Source organism: Inquilinus sp. KBS0705 (assembly GCA_005938025.2).
Classification (GTDB): Bacteria; Bacteroidota; Bacteroidia; order Sphingobacteriales; family Sphingobacteriaceae; genus Mucilaginibacter.
This window is the reverse complement of the sequence record VCCI02000001.1, coordinates 758447-782466: the sequence shown is the minus strand read 5'-3', so window position 1 is coordinate 782466 and position 24020 is coordinate 758447. Positions and strand designations below refer to the sequence as shown.

Below are 24020 nucleotides of genomic sequence, written 5' to 3'. Positions count from 1 at the left end.
AAGTAACCATATTTACCTTAGCTTAACAAAAATTAAACAAGCAAATTATTCACATTACTTTTTACAGCAAACTGTTATTAACATATATTAGCCTTACAATTATAATTTGCTAAAAAAGCTATGAAAAGACGTTCATTTGTAAAATCATCGTTAGTGGGCGGCGCTGCCGCTGCTATATTACCGGCTGTAAGTAACGCAGCTAATATCAATGCCAATATGGACCAGGAATATTATGAACTGAGAGCCTACTCGCTAAAAAGCGAAACGCAGCAGGCCCTGGTAGAAGATTATTTAAAAAATGCTGCTATACCTGCTTTAAACCGTTTAGGCGTAAAACATGTAGGCGTTTTTACAGAATTGCAACCAGCCGGGCAAACTAAAATATTTGTATTAACCCCCTACAACAGCCTCGATCATTTTAACAGCGTTAATGATAAACTTGTTAAAGATGCCGCATATATAAGCAAAGGGGCAGCCTATTTAAACGCACCTGCAACTGCCCCGGCTTACGAGCGGATAGAAAGCTCGCTATTAAAAGCGTTTACACATGCACCTAAACTTATTGCGCCCGAACAAAAAACAAGAATTTTTGAATTGCGCCAATACCAAAGCGCAAGTGAAGCTGCAGGCAAAAAGAAGATAGAGATGTTTAACGACCAGGGCGAAATAGACATTTTTAAACGCCTTGGCTTTAACCCGGTATTTTGGGGCGAAACTATCATTGGCCCCTTAAGGCCAAACCTTACCTATATGGTTACCTTTGACGATTTAGATGCGAAAGCCACTCACTGGAAAGCATTTGGCGGCGACCCACAATGGAAAAAGATAAGTGCTGTGCCCGAATATGCAGATGCATTATTGGTAAATAAAATTACATCTACCATGTTACAGCCAGCGTCATATTCGCAAATATAAGGTAGCCTTAAACAGCGTTTACATTATAGATTTGGTAAATTTGCCGCTGAAAGATATACTTTATGCAAGATCAGGAACCTTTTGATGTATTGGTAGCGGGGGTGGTTTATTCTGTTTTCCCTGAAGAGGATAACGTTTATACCATTTTTAAAGCCGGTGTTGAGTTTGGCAAAATAGAGAAGGACACGGATAACGTGTGGCTGAAGCTAAACCCCGAAACAGAAATGCCAATGTTTGATAATGATAAGGAAGTTGACCTTATTGGCCAGGCTATTACTAACTATGTACCCGAGGAAGATGAGGATGAAGACGAGGAGTTTGAATAAACCCCTCGCCTATTTTTTTATGTAGATTGAATATAGCTGTGCAGCTGCTCAATCGTTTCTTTTTGTGAGTGAATAGTTTCGTAAACCACATCGTTAATAGATACTATACCGCATAATTGTTCTTCTTTATCAAACACGGGTAAATAACGGATATTATTTTCGCTCATAATGAGCATACAGGTATCAATAGAAGAATCCGGCGTTATTTTAGGGAAGTTATTGCTCATAATTTCGCCAACGGTGGTATCGTCCGAGTGTTTACCCATCAATATGATTTTACGGGCGTAATCTCTTTCGGTAACCAGGCCAATGTATTTACCATCTTCGGTAACCACTACCGAGCCGATATTTTTTTCGGACATTAACTTTAATACATTTAATACTGTTGTATCGGCAGGTACCGACATTACATTGCTTCCCTTACGCGACAAGATGTGTTTTACGCTTTTCATAAAAATATTTAGGTTGGTTTGGTTCTTAAACTATTAGGTATTGGGTTTCTTATGCTGATGGTCGTTTGTTTCCTTTATCCAATTATCGGCCGAAAAGTTGCCTGATCCTACAATCCAAAATAAAACCAACAGCAAAAAAACTATTATCGACAGCCATAACTCCGTATTGATAAAGGATAGCCCTTTGGTTATATTAACAAAGAATATAGCCCCCAGCAGTATTGGCATTTGAATAACTACCACCATACGGGTAAGCAAGCCTGTTAATATCATCAGGCCGCCTATTACGTGGGCAAATGCTACGCAATGTATCAACACAACCGCCATCAAGCCCTCGCCGCCAAACGTATTATCGCGAAATATCCAGTCTTGCTGTACCGATGTGCTGCTTATAAAAATAACGCCCTTGCTAAAAATGATTATGCCAAGAATAATACGCACTAAATCCAGCCATTTAGGGTGATGAAGATCACCCCAATGTTCTACTTTTTGGACCACATTCATGATGCCCTCCTTTTTTAAAGAAATGTTTACTAATTGGTTATAATGAAGTTACGAATTATTCTAATTGTAAATACAATTAATTTTTACTCTTTTTTGGCATATAACAAATCAAAAAAAGAGACCAAAAGGAAAGTTAAATTTGAATTAAGCCATAACAGATGGAATACATGTTATGCTTTACAGAAAAAGTTAGATATTATCGTAAATACGCTTTCTGTCCCAGGTAACGCCTTCACGTAAGATCTTTGCCGGGCTGCCGCCAATGATGACACTACCCTGCTCAAAAGATTTGGTTACAACACTACGGGTAGCTATAATAGTGTTTTCCTCAATGCTCACACCCTTTAGCACGGTGGTATGCGCCCCTATCCATACATGATCGCCTATATGTATATTTTGCGCATAATTTATTCGTTTCCCACTGTTGATATCAATTATAGAATGAGAGTCACCCGTTCTTAGATCTATATCATAGGCCAACATGCATTCTTTACCTATAACAATCTGCGATTGGGGTTCTGTAACGGCGATATGCACATTTTGAAAGGTACTTTTTTCGCCAATCTCTAATAAACAATTATCATCCTCAACCCATAATACCCCACCTCTTCTAAACTCAATATTGTTAGCGAGTGTCATAATATTATTATCACCCTTTATCGTAAAAGTAACATTGTTAAACCTGCAAAAATCATCAACTGTGATATTGTTATTATTACCGGTTATATTTATTTTACAGTTTACAAAGGTGGCAGACGCAGGGTAATTGATTTTATTACCTTTTCCATTCACATTAGTTTTTAGGCCCCCGCTTAAAGGCTTATTACCCAACAATACCTGCGAAGTAGTATAAAGCCACTTATTTTGCTTTACAAACTTTTTAAACTTCTGCTTAAAACCTCCCGGGGATTGCGTCATGTAATATTGATATCTTTATTTTTCAAGCACAATTACACCACTACCTAAAGGGGCCAAATTTACACGAATATTATTGGCAGCATAAGCTACAGATGCCATGCCAACACTTGTTTTTAATTTCCAATTACCATCAGGTACAGTGAAGGTGTTAGCTGCTGTTTGATTTTCGGTATTTGCTAAAACAATATATAGTTTATCGTCGTCCTGCCAAGCCTGGTATTGAGTGTAAGCAAAGCCAACACGGGTTACAGGCACAATTTTATTTTTTAGTATAACAGGTGTAATATTATTCACTTCTTGCATCATTTTAACAACGTCGGGCCAGCGTTGACTAAAGGCGTCTTCGCTGTATTTTTTATCCGGCCCATAAAACAGCCAGTGGTAAGCATAAAACATTAAACCTTTAGCACCGCTTATAAGCGCTTGGTAAGATAAATTTCGCATCTCATCCAATGTTGGCGGGTGCGAAGGCAGATTTGATTTTTGGAATGTTTTATCAAACATTTGTATCACCTGCCAAACGCCTTTTTTATTTGCGGCGGCTTTTATCGCAGCTCGTGTCCAGTCGCTCTCGCGTTTTAAGCTTGTTGTAGTGTTGCCCTGTATTATATAAGGATCGGTACCAATTATATCAGAGCTATTGGTATACATTGATAAAATAGCTGGTTTGTTATTTATCTGCAATACGGGATGTTCTGTATCCGTCCCTATTATATTTTGATAAACAGATGATATAGATTGCATTTCGCCGGTGCCGTATTCATCATTTATATAATAAGCCAGCAAAGTGGGGTTATTTTTTATACCCTCGATATACTGTGTTGTAAGCGCAGATGTAGAAACACCTATTCTACTGTTATCGGCGCTTCCTTCGTACATGTCGGTAAAACTATATATCACTTTTAGTTTGTGTGCACTGGCCCTGTTCATGTAGTTAACATATGCCGGGCGGCTACCGTATGTGTAGGCTAAAATAGTATTAAAGCCTGCATCCTGAATGCGTTGCAAATTATCGTCGGTTGTTGCCCAGTCACCTTCCTTGGGCCCTTTACCCAGGTAAATACCTAAAGGAAAAAACCTTTTCCCATCTGTTACGGTAAAGCCCTGCTGGTCTATATAAGTATTGGGCATTGCGTTATTTACCTGTATAACAAAGTTTCTTTTTTGAATAAGTATATTATTCAGGTAGGCTTCCAACTGCCATTTATAAGTACCGGGCAACACGTTTACCGGTGTCCAGGTTATTTGGCTTTCATCATTACCATTAACCGTGTTGGTTTGCACAGCGAGTTGATTATTATTTGGGCCTAACAGCGTAGTTTTTACAATAACCGGGTTGCCTGTATTATTATCTACGTTAATTTTCCAGTTCCACTTTTCGTTAGGGCTAATTGTGTTACGATAATTTGGATATTGCAAATTTGCATCAAACTGAGAGGCCGAAGGGTCTTGCGAGGTAGCCGCCATAGGCTTTAAACCTACAAGCGATTGCAATTTAGTAATGGTTTTTAAGCCCGTATTTAATAATCCCGCACCTTCAATTTTTAACGACACATCATCAAACCAAACAGTACCGTACGACTTTATCCTAAAAAACAGACCAAGTAATATCCGCGTACCGGTAGGTGGTACTATGTACGTTCCTTCTATTTGGCGCCAATCAAAAGTACCGGTAAATGTAAAAGGCGCTGCATTATCTATATTCTTCCCCGAAGCATCATAACCTTGTATTATTACCCCCGCACCCTTTGCAGCGTAAAGGTTGCTTGTATTTATATCTTGCCCCTTTACCCAAGCGCTAAAGTGTATAACTTGCCCCGGTACCACCTTAAAGTTTTGTATAATTAACTTGTAGTTGTTAGGGTCGGTATTGTTGTATACCAAACTATTATTGCCGCTATGCGCCTGTGATGAGGTTATGGTGGCAGGCCCTACATTCCATCCTTTGGTGCCGTCTTCGAAACCGGGGTTAACAACAAGATTTGGGCCTAATGCAATATCGCTAATGTCTTGTGCTTTTACATTTGTAATTGCAGCAGGGAGTATCAGCATTAACAGATACAGGTAACACCATTGAGGTTTCATATAGTTTTTTGATAAGGGTAAGATTTATGCAACAACGCTTATTTCTCTAATATTATTACGCCACTACCCAACGGAGCTAAATTTACCCTCACATTATTACCTGCAACCATTAATTTACCTGGTATGCCAACACTCGATTTTAGTTTCCAATTACCAGCCGGTACTGTAAAAATATTTGCAGCGGTTTTTTGCTCAGTATTGGCAAGCATAAGATATAGGTTGTCACCGCTTTTCCATGCCCTATATTGAGTGTATGCAAAACCTGTCCTTTTGATATCAACAATTTGATTTTGTAGAATTATCGGGCTAATATTTTTTACTTCGCGCACTACTTGTACAACATCGGGCCAACGTTTGTTAAAAGCCGCCTCGCTATATTTTTTATCAGGCCCATAAAACAGCCAGTGATAAGCATAAAACATAAGGCCCTTTGAACCAGCTATTAACGATTGAAAAGCAATATTGCGCATTTCGTCGGCTGTTGGTGGATGAGATGCCAGGTTAGACTTTTGGAACTTTTTATCGAACATTTGCACCACTTGCCAAACGCCTTTTTTACTACCGGCTGCTGCTTTAGCAGAGTGTGTCCAATCGGTAACACGTTTTAACGAACCGAAGTTGTTCCCTGTGATCACATAAGGATCTGTACCAATAACATCTGCGGTACGCGCAAATGACGATAATGTGTTAATTTGATTATTTACCTGAAATATAATGTGCTGGGAATCACGGCTACGTATATTTTGAAATGCAGACGACACTAACGCCATTTTATCCATTCCTAATTCATCATTGGTGTACCAGGCTAATAAATTGGGACTGTTTTTTACAATGTCCACGTAGTTACTAACCAACTGATCTGACGATAGTTTAACTTTGGCTGTAGGTGCGGAACCGCTATACATATCTTTTACACTATAGATAACTTTTAGGCCATGCGCCTTTGCCCGGTTCATAAAATCGGCTGCATTGGGGCGATCTCCGTAAGTATAAGCCAATACAGTGTTAAAACCTGCGCTTGACATTTTCTGTAAACTTTCATCAGATGTACCCCAATCTCCTGGCTTAGGGCCTTTACCTGTATAAATACCAATAGGAAAAAAACGATTTCCGTTTACCAGTGTAAATCCATTACGATCAATCGAAGTACCCACTCCGGCTAATTTCTTAGCGGCTGGTTTCTTTTCCTCTACCGGGCGCTTTACCTCGTCGGTTTTTTTAGCTGCCTTTTTATTTGCTATTTTCTTATCAGATGCAGGCGCTGTTGAAGAATCAGTAGCTGCAGCACTGGCCGTATCTTGCCCGTCAGCAGGTGGCAGGTTTTGTTCCGTTTGGTTGGTTGTATCTGTTGCTAAGCTATCGGCAGTTTTGTCGCTTGTTTTAGATTTACAAGCAAACATTAAAACAACCAGTGCAAGAAATACATACTGCGCTCTTTTTTCCATTATTTGATATTTAGTTAAAAGGTAAATAATATTTTATGTACGCGGATCAAACTTTTTTGTTAACGGGTGTAATATTTTAACCACTGATAGCGGCAATAAAGCTCTTAAAACGGGCGAGATAACCGCTAAGTATGCATATAAACCTCCGCCTACTTTGTTAATTCCCCTAATCCCTATTTTACTTTGAGCCCAAACCACGCTTATACCATTTTTTTTGTAATATTGATTTGTAAACCTATAATACAGCAGATACTCAGGAATGTTGGCAAATTTTAGGCCTGCTACAGCTGCCCGTATCCACAAATCGTAGTCTTGCCTGCGTGGTATATTTATATCATACGAGCCAATTCTAAGTATAGCATCTTTTCGATAAGCCACAGATGGGTGTATTATTGGGCAGGCCCAAATAATGTTGTATAGTTTTTTATGGTCAGTTGGGTAAGTACGTTCACCTATCACTTCACCAGTCTCATTTATATCTTTAGCCCAGGTTCCAACAATATCTACCTGCGGGTTTTGCGCTAAAAAATCAATCTGTTTTTTAAATCTATCAGGCAGGGCAATATCATCAGTGTCCATACGTATCACAACATCATACTTACATTGTAGCATACCATAGTTTAATGCAAAACCCAAGCCTTTGTTCTGTTTTAACTGTACACGTACCAAATTTATTTTACTTTGGTAACCCTCTATCACTAAATATAATTCATCAGTTAAAGGCCCGTCTTCAACAAATACAACTTCGGTTGGTAATAAAGTTTGGTTGCAAATACTTTGCAACGCATCTGCAAGATATGCAGGAGAATCTTTATAAAAGCAGGAAATTAAACAGGAAAACATCATATTAAACTTCCAGCCAGTATAAGTTTCGTTTACCGGTATGTACCGAATCAATAAATATCTTAGTGCCATCAAGGCTAAAACGAGGGTGCAAATCACACCTCCACTCACCCGAATATTGCAAACCTTCGTAAAATTCCCCAAGTTTTTCTAAACTGTGTGTGCTCAAGTCAAACACAAACAATTCTTTCATACGCGCTTTATTGGGGTAAGTATCAAAAACCATTTTATTTTTGCAAACCGTTGGGTGTCCATCTCCAAAGTTGTCTATCAAGCCTTTACCAACTACCTCTTTAACACCCGATTCAACATCTACGTTGTAATATTTGTCGCCCAGTAACTTATCACGTAAATATACAACTATGCTTTTGTTATCGATCCAGCAAAAATGGCTAACCATTTCATCGGCAGCAAGTAGCCTAAGATTGCCTCCATTTTTGTCTGCAACAAACAACCTGTCAAAGCGCCTTTTGTTTACATAATATCGATGTAAAAAAATAAATCGTTCACCATCCGGAGATATCATGATATGATTAACCTTATGCAGAGCATTTTCCATATTATGCTCGGTATGATGTTTCTTCAATGCTTGAAGACTAATCAGCAGACTGCTATCGCCCGTAATAAGGTCTATTTTAAACACTCCATCGTTATTCAAATCGGCAATAGCATTGTCTGACATTGCTTTACTGTTACGATACCCATAATCGGGCCTTAAAGCCGTTAGGCGGCTAAAATTCAAAGTAAGTGCATATTCATTAAAATAACAATCGTAAACCGGGCTTGCTATCTTTGTTGTATGTTCGGTATTTAAATCTACTATTATGGAGTGATAATTATCTTCTATATTATAACTATTAAAAATATATGATGATGATGACAACCATTGGGCGCGGGCGCCCTGTTGCCAATTATAGCTAAAGGTTGATGATGTGTGTATTATTTTGTTCTGTTGTATGTCCAGCACCTTAATTTGTATAGGCTTTGATGCATCCGGATAACTATTGGTAGGATGAATTGATTCGTTATATAGCAAATAACGATTATTAGCACTCAAGGGTGATTTATCGTAATAACCAAAAAAGGTTTCACCATCAGATGCAACCTGATTTATAGCTTTATCACTTTTGTAGGTATACTTTTTTTTATATAATAATAAATTAAGTGCCTGATATACCTTTTTAAGGTTTGCTTTTACTTGCGGAAATTTAGATAAAAACTTAGCCAGGTAACGTTCGCCTGGATTATATGCATTTCCCATTAGTTATCCTTTCAACTTTCTCATTAACAATAAAGCCTTTATACCAAAAAAAGAGGCTACGAAACTACCGGCTGCTTTAACACTAAACTTGGTTAATGAACTTTTAAAATAGTATTTCCGCGCTAAAGACAAATTGTTTGCTTTAACCGACTGTGAAGCCAAAAAAAACAATTGTTCTGCTTGTCGTTTGCTTCTTTTATCTGCGGGTAACTTTTCAATATCATCTTTAAATTTATCATTTATAAGCCCTATAGCATCAACATAATTTTTTACATCGCTTGATATCCTCGATAGCGTATTTCTTGAATATATACGTGCTAATGGAGTGCTTAAGCCCGTTATTTTGTGATTTTTTGATATCCGAATCCATAAATCGTACTCCTCGCGGGCGGGTAAATCTTCATCAAACAACAATTCTTTAATAATGCTCGACCGCAATACAACAGTGTTTGTTGTACCTATCTTATTTTCTATAAGTAAATCGTTAAAAATATATCCGCTTACTGTAGGTTGTACTTCGTAGGTAAGATTTTGGTCAACATTTACTAATTGCACACCTGAGTAAACCATACCTGTTTCACTATCATCAAAAATGGGGACTTGCTTTGATAATTTCTCAGGTAGCCATTCATCATCATCATCTAAAAACGCAATTAAGGATCCGGTGGCCGCTTTTATGCCTATATTTCTGGCTTTACCGGCTTTCACTATCTTATCGCTTGTACAAACCGTTATTTTGTTTTTCTTACTTTCAGCCTTTAAAAACTCCGCCGTGCCATCGTCAGAACATACGTCAACAACTATAATTTCCAGGTTTTTATAGGTTTGCTGGTAAACACTATTTAAAGCGTTTTTTAGTAATGGCAAACGATTTTTGGTAGGTATAATTACCGTTACAAGTGGTAAGTTCTCAATTTGCATTTAATTGTACTTGATAAGCAGTTTCAATTTCTTTTGAAATTAAACCGATGTCCATTTTTTTTGCGTTGGCAACGGCGTTTTGTTGTAATTTATTAAAATCGGCATACGTTCCTGTATATATCGATACAAGTATTTCAGCCAATTCTTTTCCGTTATCAAAAAACAAGGTTTGATCAACAATTTCCAACATTTGATTAAAACATGCCGGTAATAAGCCAACTTTAGCTTTGTTTAACATCAGTACCGGCACCCCGGTTTCCTTTGATATACCATAGGTCTCTTTTTGACCATTGTTGGTAACATATTCAGGCTCAAAATCCGATAGAATTATATGTGCCTGTTTAATTGATTCGTCAAAGCTATCATTATTAATATAACCTTCGTTGAATAAAATCTTAAACCCTTCATTATTAAGGACTTTTATTCTATCTATTATTCTGGCACCGTAATCTCCGATAGCTTTGCCCAGTATATCAATCAATAATTTATCTTTAAGATGATGTACGCATAAATTATTTAATAATTTATCATAATCTCTACGATTAGATATGGTACCTGGTACACATATACGTATACGTTCTCCGGGTACATACCTTGGCGATGTATCCTTTAACTCATCAAAGTCGGCATACCTAAACGGTATTAAAAAAACATTGCTACCAGTATAGTTTTGTTGCAGATACCTTTTCATATTACTGCCTGCAACAGCAAAGACATTAAACTTTTGTTTTATTATACGTGTAAAAGTGTATTTCAGAAAGTTTTTTAGCCCTTTAGGCACTGTTGGCTTAAACCAAGAATTACAATCGTGTATAACAATAACTTTGGGTACAGTTACACTAAAAACCGAAAAAGCCATCAATTCTTTAAATGATGTAAGCTCGTCAAATATTACAAAGTCTTGCTGGTTTAAAATGGCAACTTGCCCCGTTTTAATAAATGTAGTTTGAGAAATGATCTCAATTTTGGAAACCAACTTATTAGCAGCATAATCGCTATTTAACTCGGGGCTGATAAAAAGTGTTATTTCGCAATTGAATGCGGCGATACTTTTTAATATGGTATCTAATAAACTATAATGGTTATGTATAGCTATGTATATAGCTACTTTTTTATCCTTTAACACTATCAGACCTTTTATATAACATAAATGTTTGAATCAAAAACACTCCTTTCATAAACGCCGACGAATTAAAGACATCTCCCTTAAATTGGGTGATAAATATTAGTGCCGTGGTAGATATTAAAAGAATTTTTAAAAAGTTATCAGATGTTAAAGCTATGCATGATCTGGCAAAATTATATATATTAAAATAAAACAATGCCGATAGCATTAAGCCACCATAATAGATATATCTTATATAGCCAAGGTCAGATTCTACAGGAGAGTTTATATTACCAAAAACTATTAATCCCTCGCCAAATATTACCTGCCATGTATGGTGCGGAAAATGTATTTGTTTTAAAATAATTATGTTTAAGGTGGCAGATTGTCCCGTCCCCGTTAAAGCCCCAACCGCCCCCATTATGCCTTGTAAAAGCCATATTACCGTTTGCAACTTATCTGGGTTTAAAACAAAATAAAAACCTAAAAGTATTATTAAGCCAACAAATGATATGAACAAACTGGACAATTTTCTGATATACCTAAACTCATTATAATAAAAACTCATTATAAATATTACAATAAATAAAATTGGAATTATTACAATAGATGTGCGCGCATTTAGCACCATTGATATTAAAATAAACGGGTAATATAGCAGATACTTTTTGCCTTTTTCAAGGTAAAATTTTGTGTTTATAGCAAACACAACAGCTTGAAATAGTGGTGTTGTTAAGTAAAAATCTGAGGATATACCGAAACCACGATAAGCTTGATTTAATAATTTGTCTGAGGGTATATCAAAAATATAGGCGAAAGTAAAGTCTTTTAAGGGTGGTATTACTATCATTAATGTTGCAATAACTCCCTGCACTACTCCTATTAAAAGCAGTTTCTTCAAAAAATCTTCTATAGTATAGTTTAACTCATCTTTTAAAATAATTACAAAAAAGGGTATTACGAATACAATATCAATTAACAACCTTATATAGGTAATCAAAAAAACGTTATTGTCTTTCTCATCAGAAAAAATCAGCACTATTACGGCGTAAACAATACAGAAAAAGTAGAAGTATAAAAATGTTAAGAAAATTTTAGAGCGGAATAAGCCAATTAGTTTTGTTATGTTATTACCTATAGAAAAATATAAAAAGCCTATCAAAATACTTAAGTATCCAAAGTTTATTGGCAGATATATAACCCTGGGAGAATAAATATAAAAAAAGAGCAATAAAGACACAGCTGCGCTCAAAAGATATTTATCCAGGTAGTCCTTTGATACTGTTATTTTCATTTATCCTTAAATATAAATTTCCCTGTCCGTTTTAAACTATACAAATTAATCCAAAACGGAGGGTATAAAAAAAACTTGCCAAGTAAATATGCTTTTTTAAAAAAACTATTTGCTTCAATATTGTTAGCTTTTAAAACCTCAATATTTAAAAGTTCATTAACATAAAATATTTTGATATGCTCGAACTTACTGTACTTCTTTAATATTTGCTCAAGCCCCTTACGTCTCTTAACAATATCCGTGGAGGTTCTATCGGCACCATGCTGTACAAAATACAACAGTGGCTGATGTATTTTTGTAAAAATTATATCTTTTTGTTTTATTGCTATTGATATCCATGCATCCCAATCCTGAAAAGAAATAAGGTTTTCGTCGAACAGCTTTTGCTTTATACAAGCTTTTTGTATCGTTACAGAACTTGTTGTACCAATTGAAAACTTACCCTTTAACATTGCTGCTACAATGTCCTTCGCTTCTCTGGCTCCATATACTAACCTATCAGGCTTACTATTATCGTCCCATCGCTCTATATATTCCGAAAAAACCAAATGAGCACAAGAGTCCATATGTACTTTTAAATGCTTTTCCAGTTTTTGAGGTAGCCAAATGTCATCGTCGTCTAAAAAAGCCACATAGCTTCCTTTGGCTTTCTCAATTCCCAAGTTTCTGCAATAGTTGCCGCCTTTATTTGCCGTTGCCTTAATTAATGTAAACCTGCTATCGGCGAGGTTATTCATCATACCCTGGATAACTTCGTTGTCTCCAGGCTCATCATTTATTATAATACATTCAAAATCATTACAGCTTTGTACAATTACACTGTTTATTGCCCTTTGCAATAAACTAGGTCTTTTATATGTAGTGATAATTACTGTAAAAGTTGGCATTGACGTAGGTAAGTACTATAAATTAATTTGCTAAAAACTTTGCTAACCGTAGTTTATAAACGTATAAATACAGGTCCCATTTACTAAAACGCTTATCATACTGATAAATATTTTCTACAGCAGCCCATCGCGGTGGTAAAAGTAACTTTAAACCGGTTTCGTTTCTTTCAAGGAATTTGAATTTTTCACTATCCATTGTTAACAAATCCTTTTGCCCCTGCATTACTCGTTTTAGCTTATCAACTTTTTCAACGTGTGTACGAGGGGCATGATATACTACACAATCAGCAGCAAATGTTTTTTTTATACTGTTGTTTTCACCGGCACGTATACCAAACTCCATGTCACCTCCAGATCTTAAAACAGGATTGAAAGCCCCAATATTGTCAATTACAGTTCGCCTTATAAAGAGATTTCCAGTTACACCAAACCCCAATTCATTAAAATATTTTTGAATTGGAAACGCTGTTAGGTAATCGTGATATGTGGCTATATTAGTTACCAATTCCTTGCGTATTTGCACATCACCGGCAACATAATCATACTCTTGCAAATGATAAAGACCATTTTTAACCCAATTTGTATGAGCAATTATATCTGCATCAATAAAAGCCAAATATTTTATATGATCGCCGGCTTTACTAATAGCTTGGTTTCGCGCGTTATACGATCCCTTATTAGGGCTAATATCTATACAGGTAAGGTTAGCATCCTTGCAATATGCACTTATTGCCTCGTTAGCTCCATCGTTAGCAATTATTACCTCAAATTGATCAAAGGAAACAGACTGATTTTTTAGCGAATTTAAGGTGTCGGTTAGCCCATGCAAATCTTTATATACAGGGATAATTACACAGAGTACTGCTCTGCTATTAGGCTCCATGTCTATAGTTATAAATCAATCGCAATGGTTAATAAACTTTTTAACTAATAATTTGAATGATACTATTTTTCACCAACACAAAAGTTGAACCAATAAAAAACCCAAGAAAAATACATATCAGCATTATTAGTAAAAAATTAGGGCTATCCCAGGTAGGTGCTACTTGCGGTGGCTCAATAACCGAAATAGCCGGTGTTTCGTTAGCTAATTTTAGCCTCAATTGCTCACGTTGCTGTAGCAGCCCGTTGTACACATTAAATTCTAAATTGAGTTGCGCCTGTAGCCTGTCATCTTCAGTTTTAGGTATGTTAAATAACATGTTCCTATTTCTATCCCTAAAAGACGCTAAATTAGTCTGTGCCTCAGTATATCTTTTTTGAGATTTAGCCAACTGTACCTCGGTAAGTTGTAAACTACGCCTCACTTTCTGCGTTTCATAATTGATAACATAAAAGCTAAGTTCGTCTACCATTTGTTTCATAACCTGTGCCGCAACAACCTTATCTTGCAAATCAAAATCCAATTCAACAAGCCCGGTTCTAATGTCAAGGTTATATGTCAGCCTGTTCTTCAACTCATTTACAGCCTTAGAATCAGTTTTCTGAATAAAAAATACTTTGTTAGTAAATAACAGGTCGTTTATGCCTGTATCTACTTTATTGTTTGCTACTTTTTCGGTATTATTCTTAAATAATCCGGTAACTGAGGTGGTTAATTTTGACGGAAGTTTAACTATTGTTTTAAGTATTGGCTGCCTCGAGTAGTTTATAAGGTAGTCGCCCAATAACAAATTCTTGTTAACAGATGGAAAGAAAAACTGCTTTTTTATGAGTTTATTTAAAAATGGCGTACTGTTTAATACCTCTTCATAAAGTGTTGAATTTATACCGTCACTACTGCTTAAATTGTTACCAAGATTAACACCCGCTAAACTCGCTAAACTACTGAGGCCGGCCAAACCCGAACTTTGCGACTCTGATAATAATGTTGCAGAAGAACTATACTCGCGTGGGCTGATAATGTATATAAATATCCCTAAAGCTACAAATACCCCTGTTATTTTATAAATGAGTTTCTTTTTTTGATAAAGGGTTCTTAATAAGCCAATAATGCTTACTTTTTCTTCTTCCATTGCTAACTAATTAATCTGGTTATAATTATAGGTTTTTTTACTATTTCTTTTGCCATACATGCCAATTTTAAAGTTTTTCTGACAGGTGCAAACTTTATTGTCGGCCATGGATATAAATTATTTATATAGTATTTAAATATAACTCTAAATACTATAGGGTTTAACGGTTTATTTAAAAACCACTTATACACCGAAGTATATAAATTCTTTCTGGAGTTAATATTTAAACTATGTATTCTGTTCTGCTCGTGCACACCACGTATAGCAACTGGCTTATCATACTTACCAGGTACAAGCTTCCCGCTGTAAGCCATTCTAAGCCAAAGATCGGTGTCCTGATGCAATCTTAGGGCTGGGTTAAACATACCAGTTTTTTTTAACAACTCCTTTTTAAAGGTTATTCCATCTGTATGAAAGCGGCCTGTACCGGCACTTAAAAGTGACATTAATAAATTTTCGCTTTTAATGTGCCTATCCTCTACTCTTTCCAAGAAGTCATCAACACCTTCTGTCAAAATTCCTTTCCATTGTGCAAACTGCTCTTTTGCTTTCTCGGTATAAAAAAAAACGCCTACAGTTTCGTAAATGCCATCAACACTTTTATCCCTCTCAAAAATATGCTTTGTAATATCAAATCTGTTAGGTAAATAATAATCATCAGCGTCTAAAAACGCTATGTAATCACAACTGGCCATTTGCAAGCCTAAATTCCGTGATGCTCCGGCGCCCCTATTTTCGTTATTTGGATGCCTAAATACCTTTACTTTATCAAATTTTTTTAAAAGTATATCGCATAATTTACCCGAATTGTCAGGAGATGCATCATCAATTAATAATACTTCTTTTACATCTGACAGTTCAACAGCAGACATCACAGCCTTTTCTAAATAGTTTTCTGCATTATAAACAGGAATAATTACCGACACTTTGAACATAAAAATAGTTATTTAATTACTAAGTTTGTTGTGTTATGCCCTTTCCATAAACGGCATGCTGTTATTATACCAACTGTCGATAATTGATTTCTTTTTTTCTTTTACAAAGAGATAATCTGACAAACTTTCAAAAAATAAAGTCTTTCTAAAAAGCAAAGCATTCTTTATAGTCTTCCGGAGTAAATTATTTTGTACCGATCGTATTTTAGCCTTTATATTGGCGTCATTAATATCACAAAGTCTAACTAAAATTTTTCGCTGTCTTTTTTCTTTTGGAGCCCTTCCTTCAGGACCTTTACGGTTATCTCTGTCGTGAACAATTTTTTCACTTGGACAAACGCCTATCTTAAAGCCATGATACAATACACGCTGACTGTAATTCCTGTCCTCACCATAATGAAAAAACAGTTTATCAAACAGCCCAACCTTTTTGATGCATTTGGCTGACATTAACCAAGCTGCGGCATTTATAAACTCGGCTGCATAAACTATTTTTAAGTTATTTGTGTAAATATCAGAGCATAAATTCGGGCACTTGTCTGGTGTTATAAAGGTTGAAAAATTGTAATCTAAGTTTAAATATCCTGCATCTAAATGCATTGGGCTTAAAATGCCAAACTGAGGGTTCTTTTTATGGATATTTATCAAGTTTTGTATAGTATTTACTTCAACCCATGCATCCTGGTTTAATAAAAAAACATAATCAGCACATTCATTAATAGCTATCTCAATCCCTATGTTGTTGGCCCTACCAAAACCCAAATTAGTATCTGCCTGTATATAGGTATATTCTGAAAAATTTGTTTTTATAAATTGAGGGCTACCATCAACAGAGCCATTGTCAACCAAAATAACTTTTAATGGCAATAGACTATTTTGTAAACTGGATAAACAACGTTGTAACCATTGCATGCCATTGTAAACAACAATTACCACATACACTTTGTAACTATTTGTTAATACCATATTATAACTTTATGATGTTTTAACAGAGCCCGTAATTACCGGCGCATATGGTATATAATTACCGGTTACCAACAAACTTTGTTTATTACAGCAGTAAATTTCATTATTATTCTCTTTCAACTTACTTAGTATGTATGGAAACTTGTCGAAAATTGTTGTTCCCTCTACCTGTGCAACACTCCAGTGTGTATTAGTTTCTTTTACCTTTTCAGAGGTATGATCTTTCCACTCTACATCTATATTTTTAAGCGCTTCATCAAAAAAATAAGCGCCATTGTTAAAATCGTTACCTAAGAGTTTAATGGTATAACCAGGGTATAGTACTGTTGCCAAGTTTAAAACAGTGCTTAAACTCCCCCTATAATGAAATAACACTTCATCGACAGATTTTGCCCATTCGCCACCAACCAAATAGGTACTGCATTTGACAAATGTATAGTTGTTTTTGGATGGTGCTAAAAAAAAGAACCGTTGTATAAATGTTTTTTTTTTATCGTATAATATTTTACGTGCAATGGTTTTTAAATTATACCTTATTTTGGCAAACAGGTAAGCTACAACACTTGTGTATAAATCACTTTTTATTTTTTTGTTTAAAAAAAATGTGATGCCTGTCAGGCTATTTTGCCTGCATACCTTAAAAAGATAATTTAAAAACCGTTTGGTGTTTATATGATGATTATCAACATAATAAACTATGTTTGGTTTAATACCTGTTTGCTTGTAGAAAGCCATAAACTTATTCATAGCTATAACACCTTCACAGTTATTAACATAATCTATCTCTTGTTTTGATAATTCATTAATAGACTGGCCACTACCTAATATAATTACTTCCTTATGTTTCATTTGAAAGTATTATCCCGGCAAATTCCCTAAAAGCGCCTTCTCCGCCTTTTGTTTGTAATATATTTATGCCTGCTATAGCTTTTACCAGTGATGTGGCGTTTGCAGGACAAGCGGCAAAACCTACAGCTTCAAGCGCTGCAATACAGTTAATATCATCACCTATGTAGGCTACATCGTTTAATCCAATATTCTCTTTAAAACATATTTCTTTGATAGCCTCTAACTTACCGCCGTCGCGTTTACCCTGGTAAACATAATCTACTTTTAACTTTGCCGCCCGGCGTGTTACTATTTCGGTAGTCTCTGACGTTATAATTCCGGTTTTAAAACCTTTTTCATGTAAAATAGAAAAAGCCATACCATCATGAGTGTTGAATTTTTTCAACTCGTCACCTTTTTCTGAATAATACATTCCGGCATCTGTTAAAACACCATCTACATCAGTTAGTACAATTTTTATATTTTTTACTCTCTCGTTAACAGTGGGTAAAAAGCTATGGTATACCGTAGCTTTAAATAGCCCCTCGGCTATTATCCAGTCATGTGGTTCATCAATTTCTATCTGGGTGTATTCGGGCATCTCGTAAATAGATATCTTGCCAGAGAGCCTATTTTTATCCCGCTGTATATTGCCTATCGTATTTATGTAAAACGCACCGTTTTCGATGTATGTTCCATCAAAATCCTGTCTGCGGGGACGATTTAGATAATCGTAATTCTGCGGAGTGCCGTTTTTGTTCCAAAAAAATCGTTTAATGGGCGCACAGCTTAATAACGAATCGCCTCCTTTGTTTTTAAGCTGGTTTATGGCATCAGAAAAATCCATACTTGTGGTGAAGGGATTGGTAATCTGCGAAAGAATAAATAAATCGTCGGCTTTAAAGTCTTGAGCTTTGTTACCTAAAAACTCCAGCATAACAGATTCGGTACTGGCGGTATCATTCGCATTTTCTTTATTTCGCCGATACACACCTACTTTGCTAAAATTGAAGTCATTAACAATTTGCTCAATTTCATCACAATCCGTTGCCACATGGATATAAGTAACGTCAGGTGCATCATTTAAAGCTTTTAGGTTCCAATAAATTAACGGCTTACCACAAAATGATTTAACATTTTTAAACGGGATTGATTTGCTCCCGCAACGGGCAGGCACTAATGCAACTATTGCCACTTTATTTGATTCTTTTTTAGCTTATTACGTTGTACACTCTCGATATCTAATATTTGTTTTTCTTTATACGTTAATGCTTTATGGACAGCCTTACAATCACGGGCAAGTTTTCTTAATCCATCTGGCTCCAATGATGCGGCGTGGTCTGTTCCTTTCCAGGTACGATCAAGTGTAAAGTGCCTTTCAACCCACTCTGCACCTAATGCAATGGCGGCGGCATCTACTGCTATTCCTAAATGGTGCCCCGAAAACCCAATAGCTTTAACCCTGCCTTCAAACTGCTCTTTTATACGTACTATCTCTAATAATGAAATATCTTCAAATGGTACAGGATAACCTGAGGTGCAACTGTATAAAACCAAATCTTTCGCTCTGCCCTTTGATTCAAAGAATTTTACAATTTGCTCCTCTTCATCTTGCAGCGTCATCCCAAAAGAAACGTGGATTTCACCATTATAGTGATCGCATAAATAACCTAACATCTCTTTATTTAAGTTACATGCCGACGGTATTTTAATTAGTTTAGGATTTAATTCTGTTATTTCTTGTGCCGAAATAATATCCCAAACAGATGTAGAGTATTCTATTCCATATTCTTCACACCAGGCTTTTAACTGGCGGTGATCTTCCAGGCTAAGCTCTAAAAACTCCCTGTGCTCGCCATAGGTACTACCGTATGAATTTTCAGGATTAGGGTGCGGCGTGTTATATTCTTCTTCAGATAATAACGCCTTATTATTTCTTTTTTGAAATTTAGCCACATCAACCTTGCAAAAAAGAGCTGCAGTTGCGATTAAATCTTTAGCTATATTCATATCTCCTTTATGGTTACAACCTATTTCGGCTATAATCTTCGGAGTAGCACTTTGTTCTATACTCATGTTTTATTTTTTAATCTGGAAAAAATATTCTCAATGTTATTTTTTGATGATTGCCATAACTTTTCCTGAGCTTCGGCAATTTGTTTTTTTACAAGAGGATAATTATCGTTAATATAATTAACCTTGTTAATTATTTCTTCTTTTAAATTATTTTCTTTTACTAATTCAATACCCCACTCAGTATGTTGTATATCTTCTAAAAAATACATCATTTTATCATGGGTAGATAAAGTAATAATGGGTACACTTAAACCAAATGGTATCATTTGTGCATGCCCTCGCATTCCTAACACTACCTTATATTGTTTATAAACATCAGCAACCTTGCCAACATGTTGCTTTTCGATATTAACGATGTTAAAGTTAAGCCCTCTTGCTTTAAACCATATTTGCGCTTCCTGATCCGTTGGCACATGCGATATAACATCAATTTGCCATCCTTTATCACTAAAATACTTTAAAGCATCGGCAACATTATAAAGTACTTGCTTTTCTTTGCCTTGAAAACGCATGCTATGTCTGTCAAACGCTATATTAACCGCTATTTTATTTGATTCTGAAATATGTTCGACAGATTCAAAGTATTTATCTAAAAAAGTAGTTGAACAAGGCTGATATATAATTTGTTTTTGCCTTTCAGGGGTATAGTAATCTTTAAGTTTATTTATACTGCCAGTATTTCTAATTCCGAACGAAACGCTTTTATCCATTAATATAGCTATACTTTTCCTAAAGTTCTCATGAAAATCTTCCTGGTTTCTAAACCTGTTATAACCTACAGCAAAAACTGCAATTGGTGTAGTTATTTTTTCCATCAAATCATTAGGGCATGCCCATTGCCAGCCGGATATTTCGTTAGGGTTAGTGTCGCGTAAAAATAGCCCCCCGCCTCCTATAATAATTAAATCGAATTTATTTAATGTTTTTATTAATTCAGGAGTAACTTGATCATGAACGTTAAATAGAGAAAATTGAATGTCTTTTTTAATACTTTTAAATAATAGCCTTACCGATTCAAACAAAACAACATCACCTGTATTACCTGCATTATGAAAACCAATATGCGCTATCTGGATCTTGTTTTTATCAATACGCTGCTTTGAACTTTTTAAGGCAGATTTAATTTTCTTTTTTAAATTTAGCTTTGCTTTGCCTAAAATTTGCCGAAGTGTGGGTTTTTCACCTTTGTTTTTCTTTTCTACGAGTTCCTCAATTCTTGCAGGCCTATCAAAATACTTCGTATAATCGTTGGAAGAAGGATTTTTACGGCATATATAATTTATAAAATTGCCAAAAACTGTTTGTTCAACTATTTCAAATCCATGCTTTATCAAAAAACTTTTCAATGTTAAATTTGAAAACGTATTTATATGTACATCCCAGAAAAAGAAATCGGCGTTAGGCCCGTACATCTTATCGATAGTTGGGCATTCTATAAATAAAATGCCGTTATCGTTTAATAACAAATTAATTTTTGATAAAAATGCGTTAACTTCTTCCACATGTTCTATAACATGAAAGGTTGATATCAAGTCAAATTTATATCCCGGGTCAAATTCCTCTAAAAATGTACTTTCTATATTAATACCATACCTTTCTTTACCCGCTAAGGCAAATACCGGGTCAGGTTCTATACCTGTTACTTCCCAGCCGGCTGCACTCATATATCTTAAAAAACTACCTGCGCCACAGCCAATCTCAACAGTTTTTTTATTTTTTGAAAATACATCTTCACCAATTACAGATTCAAGCAATTTAAACCGCTTGTAAGCTAAGGCCTCTGTTTTTTTAAACTTTGCGTCGTCAGGGGCAAGCGAACCTCTACCCTCTAAAGAAAAAAGTCCTTCTTTATAAAGTTCTACCTTTACTTCTTCTGAAGGTCTTGGTAAAACAAAAACAAAACCACATTCACCGCAAATAAAATTATTTACATCTTTCCCATTCCGGTCTTTTGAATAAAGCACACTCTTTTTTTCCGAATCACAAAGTTCACATTTATAGCTCATAAGTATTTCTATCGTTTTCTGTTAACAAAAACTCCTACTATTAAGATTGGAAAAAGTTCCACTTCAAATCAGATTTTATTATTCCCCCCCGGGTAAGGCTATTAAAAGCCCCGTCGATTTTAGAATTCTCAAGTTCAAACACCAGGCAATCTTCGCGGACGTCGATTGCCCCTATTCCGGGTCTTCCGCAGGCTAAATGAATAGAGTAATTGCCTGTTACTAAATAATCCGGAAGGGCTATTTCTGCCGTATATGTACCTTTTTTCCTTTCGATAAACAACTCCGGATTATTATCGATATCCCAGGTACGCAGCAATAATATGCCATCCTTACTTAACGAAACAGCAATATTTGTACCTTTTATATCTTCCGTTACAACATATGTAATTCTAACTATTAGTTCATCAGTGATATCGAACGTTACATCAGCATCTTTACCTTTTGCATATACACTTGCTTGTTCAAAATAAATAGCTTTATTTTCCTTCGGTTGAAACTTGACGGTGCGTGTTGTAGCGTCGCCATTTACGCGCATATACGATTCAATGATCTCATCTATTTCGCCCACGCTTTTTACACGGCCAGTTTCTAAAAACACTCCTTTACTGCATAGTTTGCGTATAGCAGCCATATTATGACTTACAAACAAAACCGTTCGGCCATGGCCGGATACATCCTGCATTTTACCCAGGCATTTTTTTTGAAACTCCATATCGCCTACGGCTAATACTTCGTCAACAATTAATATTTCAGGTTCAAGATGTGCTGCCACGGCAAATGCCAGCCTTACATACATACCCGACGAATAACGCTTAACAGGGGTATCAATATAACGCTCAACACCGCTAAAATCTACAATTTCGTCAAATTTGCTTTTTATTTCATCCTTGCGCATACCCATAATGGCGCCATTCAAAAACACGTTTTCGCGTCCGCTTAATTCAGGATGAAAACCCGTACCCACCTCTAATAGAGAGGCAATGCGACCTTTTACCTTTATTTGCCCGGTAGTAGGGCTGGTTACCTTTGATAGTATTTTAAGCAGGGTTGATTTGCCTGCACCATTACGTCCAATAATACCTAATGCTTCGCCTTGTTGTATATCAAAGTTGATATCGCGCAATGACCATACATATTCTGATTCGCCTTTTTTTGACCGATCGTTAGTTTCGCCTATCTTTAGGTAGGGATCTTCCATCCCCCTTACGTTATACCACCATCGTTTAAGGTCATGCGAAAGCGTACCTGTACCTGCAGTACCAAGCCTGTATTGTTTTGAAATGTTTTCTACGGATATAACAGTATCTGGCATGTATATTTAAATTGTATCCATAAATGTTCGCTCTGTTTTGTTAAACAGAATGGTTCCTATTGCAAGTGCTACAAAAGCAAATGCTGCACTGTATAATATATATATAGGCTCTACCCCACCAGCACCAGTATGGCCGTATCTGAATGTTTCTACTACTGCAGTCATCGGATTTAACAATAGTATATGTCTAAATAAACCGTGTGTACGAGATAGTGGGTATATAACCGGGGTTGCATACATCAGTAACTGCACAGTAAACTGAACCAGGTATAACAAATCACGATACTTTGTAGTTAGAGCTGAAATAATAATGCCAACTCCTAAGCCTAAAACAGCTGTAATAAGCAATAATACAGGGGCTAATAGTGCATAAGCGTTCATACTAACATTATCGCCTTTAATAATATAGTATGCAATAAGAATTAAAAATAAGGCATAGGTTATACCCATTTTTATCATTCCTGAAATTACAATAGAGATAGGCAACACTAATCGCGGAAAATATACCTTGCCAAATATATTAGCGTTTAAAACAAATGTTTGCCCTGTTTTAAGCATACATTCTGAAAAGTAATTCCAAACAGTTAAACCACCCAGATAAAACAATATGCGGGGTGTACCGCCTGTTGATACGCCTAATAAATAACCAAAAACAATAGAATAAGTAATAACAGTTATTATAGGCTGTATAAAAAACCACAAAGGGCCTAATACAGTTTGCTTATAAGTGGCTATAAAATCCCTTTTTACAAATAAAAATAAAAGGTCCCTGTAACGCCATACTTCGCCTAATTGTAAATCTAAAAGGGCCTTTTTGGGAGTTATTATTTCTGTCCACGACCCTGAAATCAGGTTTTCTTTCTCTGGGTATTTATTTAAATCAGGCTCTAAAGTATTATTCATTTATAAACACATTATGCTTAAAG

At 35.8% G+C, this 24020-nt stretch carries 23 protein-coding genes; 2 read left to right on the top strand and 21 right to left on the bottom strand.

What is annotated here, in order from left to right; genetic code table 11:
* Nucleotides 1-120 precede the first annotated feature (120 nt).
* Both FFF34_003560 and FFF34_003555 read left to right on the top strand, forming a co-directional pair.
* Nucleotides 121-915: an NIPSNAP family containing protein gene (locus tag FFF34_003560; protein TSD66494.1), complete on the top strand. Its 795-nt coding sequence runs from the start codon at nucleotides 121-123 to the stop codon at nucleotides 913-915.
* Between the two features lie 62 nt (nucleotides 916-977).
* A complete protein-coding gene (locus tag FFF34_003555) occupies nucleotides 978-1241 on the top strand; it encodes a hypothetical protein (GenBank protein ID TSD66493.1) in 264 nt (87 codons plus the stop codon).
* Between the two features lie 17 nt (nucleotides 1242-1258).
* Here FFF34_003555 and FFF34_003550 read toward each other — a convergent pair whose 3' ends face one another.
* The 21 genes from FFF34_003550 to FFF34_003450 all read right to left on the bottom strand — a co-directional run bounded on the left by FFF34_003550 (nucleotide 1259) and on the right by FFF34_003450 (nucleotide 23997).
* The gene (locus FFF34_003550) at nucleotides 1259-1693 is read right to left on the bottom strand and encodes a CBS domain-containing protein (protein TSD66492.1); all 435 of its coding nucleotides are present in this window, start codon (nucleotides 1691-1693) and stop codon (nucleotides 1259-1261) included.
* A 33-nt stretch (nucleotides 1694-1726) separates the two neighbouring features.
* Nucleotides 1727-2197: a DoxX family protein gene (locus FFF34_003545; GenBank protein TSD66491.1), complete on the bottom strand. Its 471-nt coding sequence runs from the start codon at nucleotides 2195-2197 to the stop codon at nucleotides 1727-1729.
* Nucleotides 2198-2386: 189 nt separating this feature from the next.
* Nucleotides 2387-3115, bottom strand: a complete 729-nt coding sequence (locus FFF34_003540) for an acyltransferase (GenBank protein TSD66490.1) — start codon at nucleotides 3113-3115, stop codon at nucleotides 2387-2389.
* A 15-nt stretch (nucleotides 3116-3130) separates the two neighbouring features.
* Nucleotides 3131-5200 carry a hypothetical protein gene (locus FFF34_003535; protein ID TSD66489.1) on the bottom strand — a complete coding sequence of 690 codons (2070 nt, stop codon included), beginning with the start codon at nucleotides 5198-5200 and terminating at the stop codon, nucleotides 3131-3133.
* A gap of 38 nt (nucleotides 5201-5238) precedes the next feature.
* Nucleotides 5239-6645, bottom strand: a complete 1407-nt coding sequence (locus FFF34_003530; GenBank protein TSD66488.1) for a hypothetical protein — start codon at nucleotides 6643-6645, stop codon at nucleotides 5239-5241.
* Between the two features lie 33 nt (nucleotides 6646-6678).
* On the bottom strand, nucleotides 6679-7560 hold the full coding sequence (locus tag FFF34_003525) for a glycosyltransferase (protein TSD66487.1): 882 nt from the start codon (nucleotides 7558-7560) through the stop codon (nucleotides 6679-6681).
* Nucleotides 7493-8749 (bottom strand): glycosyl transferase, encoded by a 1257-nt coding sequence (locus FFF34_003520; protein TSD66486.1) that lies wholly within the window; start codon nucleotides 8747-8749, stop codon nucleotides 7493-7495. The genes FFF34_003525 and FFF34_003520 overlap by 68 nt, the downstream gene beginning before the upstream one ends.
* Before the next feature lie 3 nt (nucleotides 8750-8752).
* The gene (locus FFF34_003515) at nucleotides 8753-9670 is read right to left on the bottom strand and encodes a glycosyltransferase family 2 protein (GenBank protein TSD66485.1); all 918 of its coding nucleotides are present in this window, start codon (nucleotides 9668-9670) and stop codon (nucleotides 8753-8755) included.
* A complete protein-coding gene (locus FFF34_003510) occupies nucleotides 9660-10646 on the bottom strand; it encodes a hypothetical protein (GenBank protein ID TSD66484.1) in 987 nt (328 codons plus the stop codon). Before FFF34_003510 ends, FFF34_003515 begins: the two co-directional genes overlap by 11 nt.
* 136 nt (nucleotides 10647-10782) lie before the next feature.
* A complete protein-coding gene (locus FFF34_003505; protein TSD66483.1) occupies nucleotides 10783-12069 on the bottom strand; it encodes a hypothetical protein in 1287 nt (428 codons plus the stop codon).
* Nucleotides 12066-12956, bottom strand: coding sequence for a glycosyltransferase family 2 protein (locus tag FFF34_003500; GenBank protein ID TSD66482.1), 891 nt, complete (start codon nucleotides 12954-12956; stop codon nucleotides 12066-12068). The genes FFF34_003505 and FFF34_003500 overlap by 4 nt, the downstream gene beginning before the upstream one ends.
* 22 nt (nucleotides 12957-12978) lie before the next feature.
* Complete coding sequence (locus FFF34_003495) at nucleotides 12979-13839, bottom strand: glycosyltransferase family 2 protein (protein TSD66481.1); 861 nt, start codon at nucleotides 13837-13839, stop codon at nucleotides 12979-12981.
* A gap of 40 nt (nucleotides 13840-13879) precedes the next feature.
* On the bottom strand, nucleotides 13880-14971 hold the full coding sequence (locus FFF34_003490; protein TSD66480.1) for a hypothetical protein: 1092 nt from the start codon (nucleotides 14969-14971) through the stop codon (nucleotides 13880-13882).
* A gap of 2 nt (nucleotides 14972-14973) precedes the next feature.
* On the bottom strand, nucleotides 14974-15906 hold the full coding sequence (locus FFF34_003485) for a glycosyltransferase family 2 protein (protein ID TSD66479.1): 933 nt from the start codon (nucleotides 15904-15906) through the stop codon (nucleotides 14974-14976).
* Between the two features lie 33 nt (nucleotides 15907-15939).
* Nucleotides 15940-16872 (bottom strand): glycosyltransferase family 2 protein, encoded by a 933-nt coding sequence (locus FFF34_003480; GenBank protein ID TSD66478.1) that lies wholly within the window; start codon nucleotides 16870-16872, stop codon nucleotides 15940-15942.
* Nucleotides 16873-16881: 9 nt separating this feature from the next.
* Complete coding sequence (locus FFF34_003475; GenBank protein ID TSD66477.1) at nucleotides 16882-17721, bottom strand: hypothetical protein; 840 nt, start codon at nucleotides 17719-17721, stop codon at nucleotides 16882-16884.
* Nucleotides 17711-18895, bottom strand: a complete 1185-nt coding sequence (locus FFF34_003470; protein ID TSD66476.1) for an acylneuraminate cytidylyltransferase — start codon at nucleotides 18893-18895, stop codon at nucleotides 17711-17713. The genes FFF34_003475 and FFF34_003470 overlap by 11 nt, the downstream gene beginning before the upstream one ends.
* On the bottom strand, nucleotides 18886-19776 hold the full coding sequence (locus FFF34_003465; protein ID TSD66475.1) for an N-acetylneuraminate synthase: 891 nt from the start codon (nucleotides 19774-19776) through the stop codon (nucleotides 18886-18888). Before FFF34_003465 ends, FFF34_003470 begins: the two co-directional genes overlap by 10 nt.
* A complete protein-coding gene (locus FFF34_003460) occupies nucleotides 19773-21782 on the bottom strand; it encodes a methyltransferase domain-containing protein (GenBank protein TSD66474.1) in 2010 nt (669 codons plus the stop codon). Before FFF34_003460 ends, FFF34_003465 begins: the two co-directional genes overlap by 4 nt.
* 40 nt (nucleotides 21783-21822) lie before the next feature.
* Nucleotides 21823-23094: an ABC transporter ATP-binding protein gene (locus FFF34_003455; GenBank protein TSD66473.1), complete on the bottom strand. Its 1272-nt coding sequence runs from the start codon at nucleotides 23092-23094 to the stop codon at nucleotides 21823-21825.
* A 6-nt stretch (nucleotides 23095-23100) separates the two neighbouring features.
* A complete protein-coding gene (locus tag FFF34_003450; protein TSD66472.1) occupies nucleotides 23101-23997 on the bottom strand; it encodes an ABC transporter permease in 897 nt (298 codons plus the stop codon).
* Nucleotides 23998-24020: the final 23 nt, after the last annotated feature.

Excerpts from the sequence above, each read along its gene's own strand:
- FFF34_003560 (TSD66494.1), top strand. The coding sequence starts at position 121 with ATGAAAAGACGTTCATTTGTAAAATCATCGTTAGTGGGCGGCGCTGCC.
- FFF34_003555 (TSD66493.1), top strand. The coding sequence starts at position 978 with ATGCAAGATCAGGAACCTTTTGATGTATTGGTAGCGGGGGTGGTTTAT.
- FFF34_003550 (TSD66492.1), bottom strand. The coding sequence starts at position 1,693 with ATGAAAAGCGTAAAACACATCTTGTCGCGTAAGGGAAGCAATGTAATG.
- FFF34_003545 (TSD66491.1), bottom strand. The coding sequence starts at position 2,197 with ATGAATGTGGTCCAAAAAGTAGAACATTGGGGTGATCTTCATCACCCT.
- FFF34_003540 (TSD66490.1), bottom strand. The coding sequence starts at position 3,115 with ATGACGCAATCCCCGGGAGGTTTTAAGCAGAAGTTTAAAAAGTTTGTA.
- FFF34_003535 (TSD66489.1), bottom strand. The coding sequence starts at position 5,200 with ATGAAACCTCAATGGTGTTACCTGTATCTGTTAATGCTGATACTCCCT.
- FFF34_003530 (TSD66488.1), bottom strand. The coding sequence starts at position 6,645 with ATGGAAAAAAGAGCGCAGTATGTATTTCTTGCACTGGTTGTTTTAATG.
- FFF34_003525 (TSD66487.1), bottom strand. The coding sequence starts at position 7,560 with ATGGCACTAAGATATTTATTGATTCGGTACATACCGGTAAACGAAACT.
- FFF34_003520 (TSD66486.1), bottom strand. The coding sequence starts at position 8,749 with ATGGGAAATGCATATAATCCAGGCGAACGTTACCTGGCTAAGTTTTTA.
- FFF34_003515 (TSD66485.1), bottom strand. The coding sequence starts at position 9,670 with ATGCAAATTGAGAACTTACCACTTGTAACGGTAATTATACCTACCAAA.
- FFF34_003505 (TSD66483.1), bottom strand. The coding sequence starts at position 12,069 with ATGAAAATAACAGTATCAAAGGACTACCTGGATAAATATCTTTTGAGC.
- FFF34_003500 (TSD66482.1), bottom strand. The coding sequence starts at position 12,956 with ATGCCAACTTTTACAGTAATTATCACTACATATAAAAGACCTAGTTTA.
- FFF34_003495 (TSD66481.1), bottom strand. The coding sequence starts at position 13,839 with ATGGAGCCTAATAGCAGAGCAGTACTCTGTGTAATTATCCCTGTATAT.
- FFF34_003490 (TSD66480.1), bottom strand. The coding sequence starts at position 14,971 with ATGGAAGAAGAAAAAGTAAGCATTATTGGCTTATTAAGAACCCTTTAT.
- FFF34_003485 (TSD66479.1), bottom strand. The coding sequence starts at position 15,906 with ATGTTCAAAGTGTCGGTAATTATTCCTGTTTATAATGCAGAAAACTAT.
- FFF34_003480 (TSD66478.1), bottom strand. The coding sequence starts at position 16,872 with ATGGTATTAACAAATAGTTACAAAGTGTATGTGGTAATTGTTGTTTAC.
- FFF34_003475 (TSD66477.1), bottom strand. The coding sequence starts at position 17,721 with ATGAAACATAAGGAAGTAATTATATTAGGTAGTGGCCAGTCTATTAAT.
- FFF34_003465 (TSD66475.1), bottom strand. The coding sequence starts at position 19,776 with ATGAGTATAGAACAAAGTGCTACTCCGAAGATTATAGCCGAAATAGGT.
- FFF34_003460 (TSD66474.1), bottom strand. The coding sequence starts at position 21,782 with ATGAGCTATAAATGTGAACTTTGTGATTCGGAAAAAAAGAGTGTGCTT.
- FFF34_003455 (TSD66473.1), bottom strand. The coding sequence starts at position 23,094 with ATGCCAGATACTGTTATATCCGTAGAAAACATTTCAAAACAATACAGG.
- FFF34_003450 (TSD66472.1), bottom strand. The coding sequence starts at position 23,997 with ATGAATAATACTTTAGAGCCTGATTTAAATAAATACCCAGAGAAAGAA.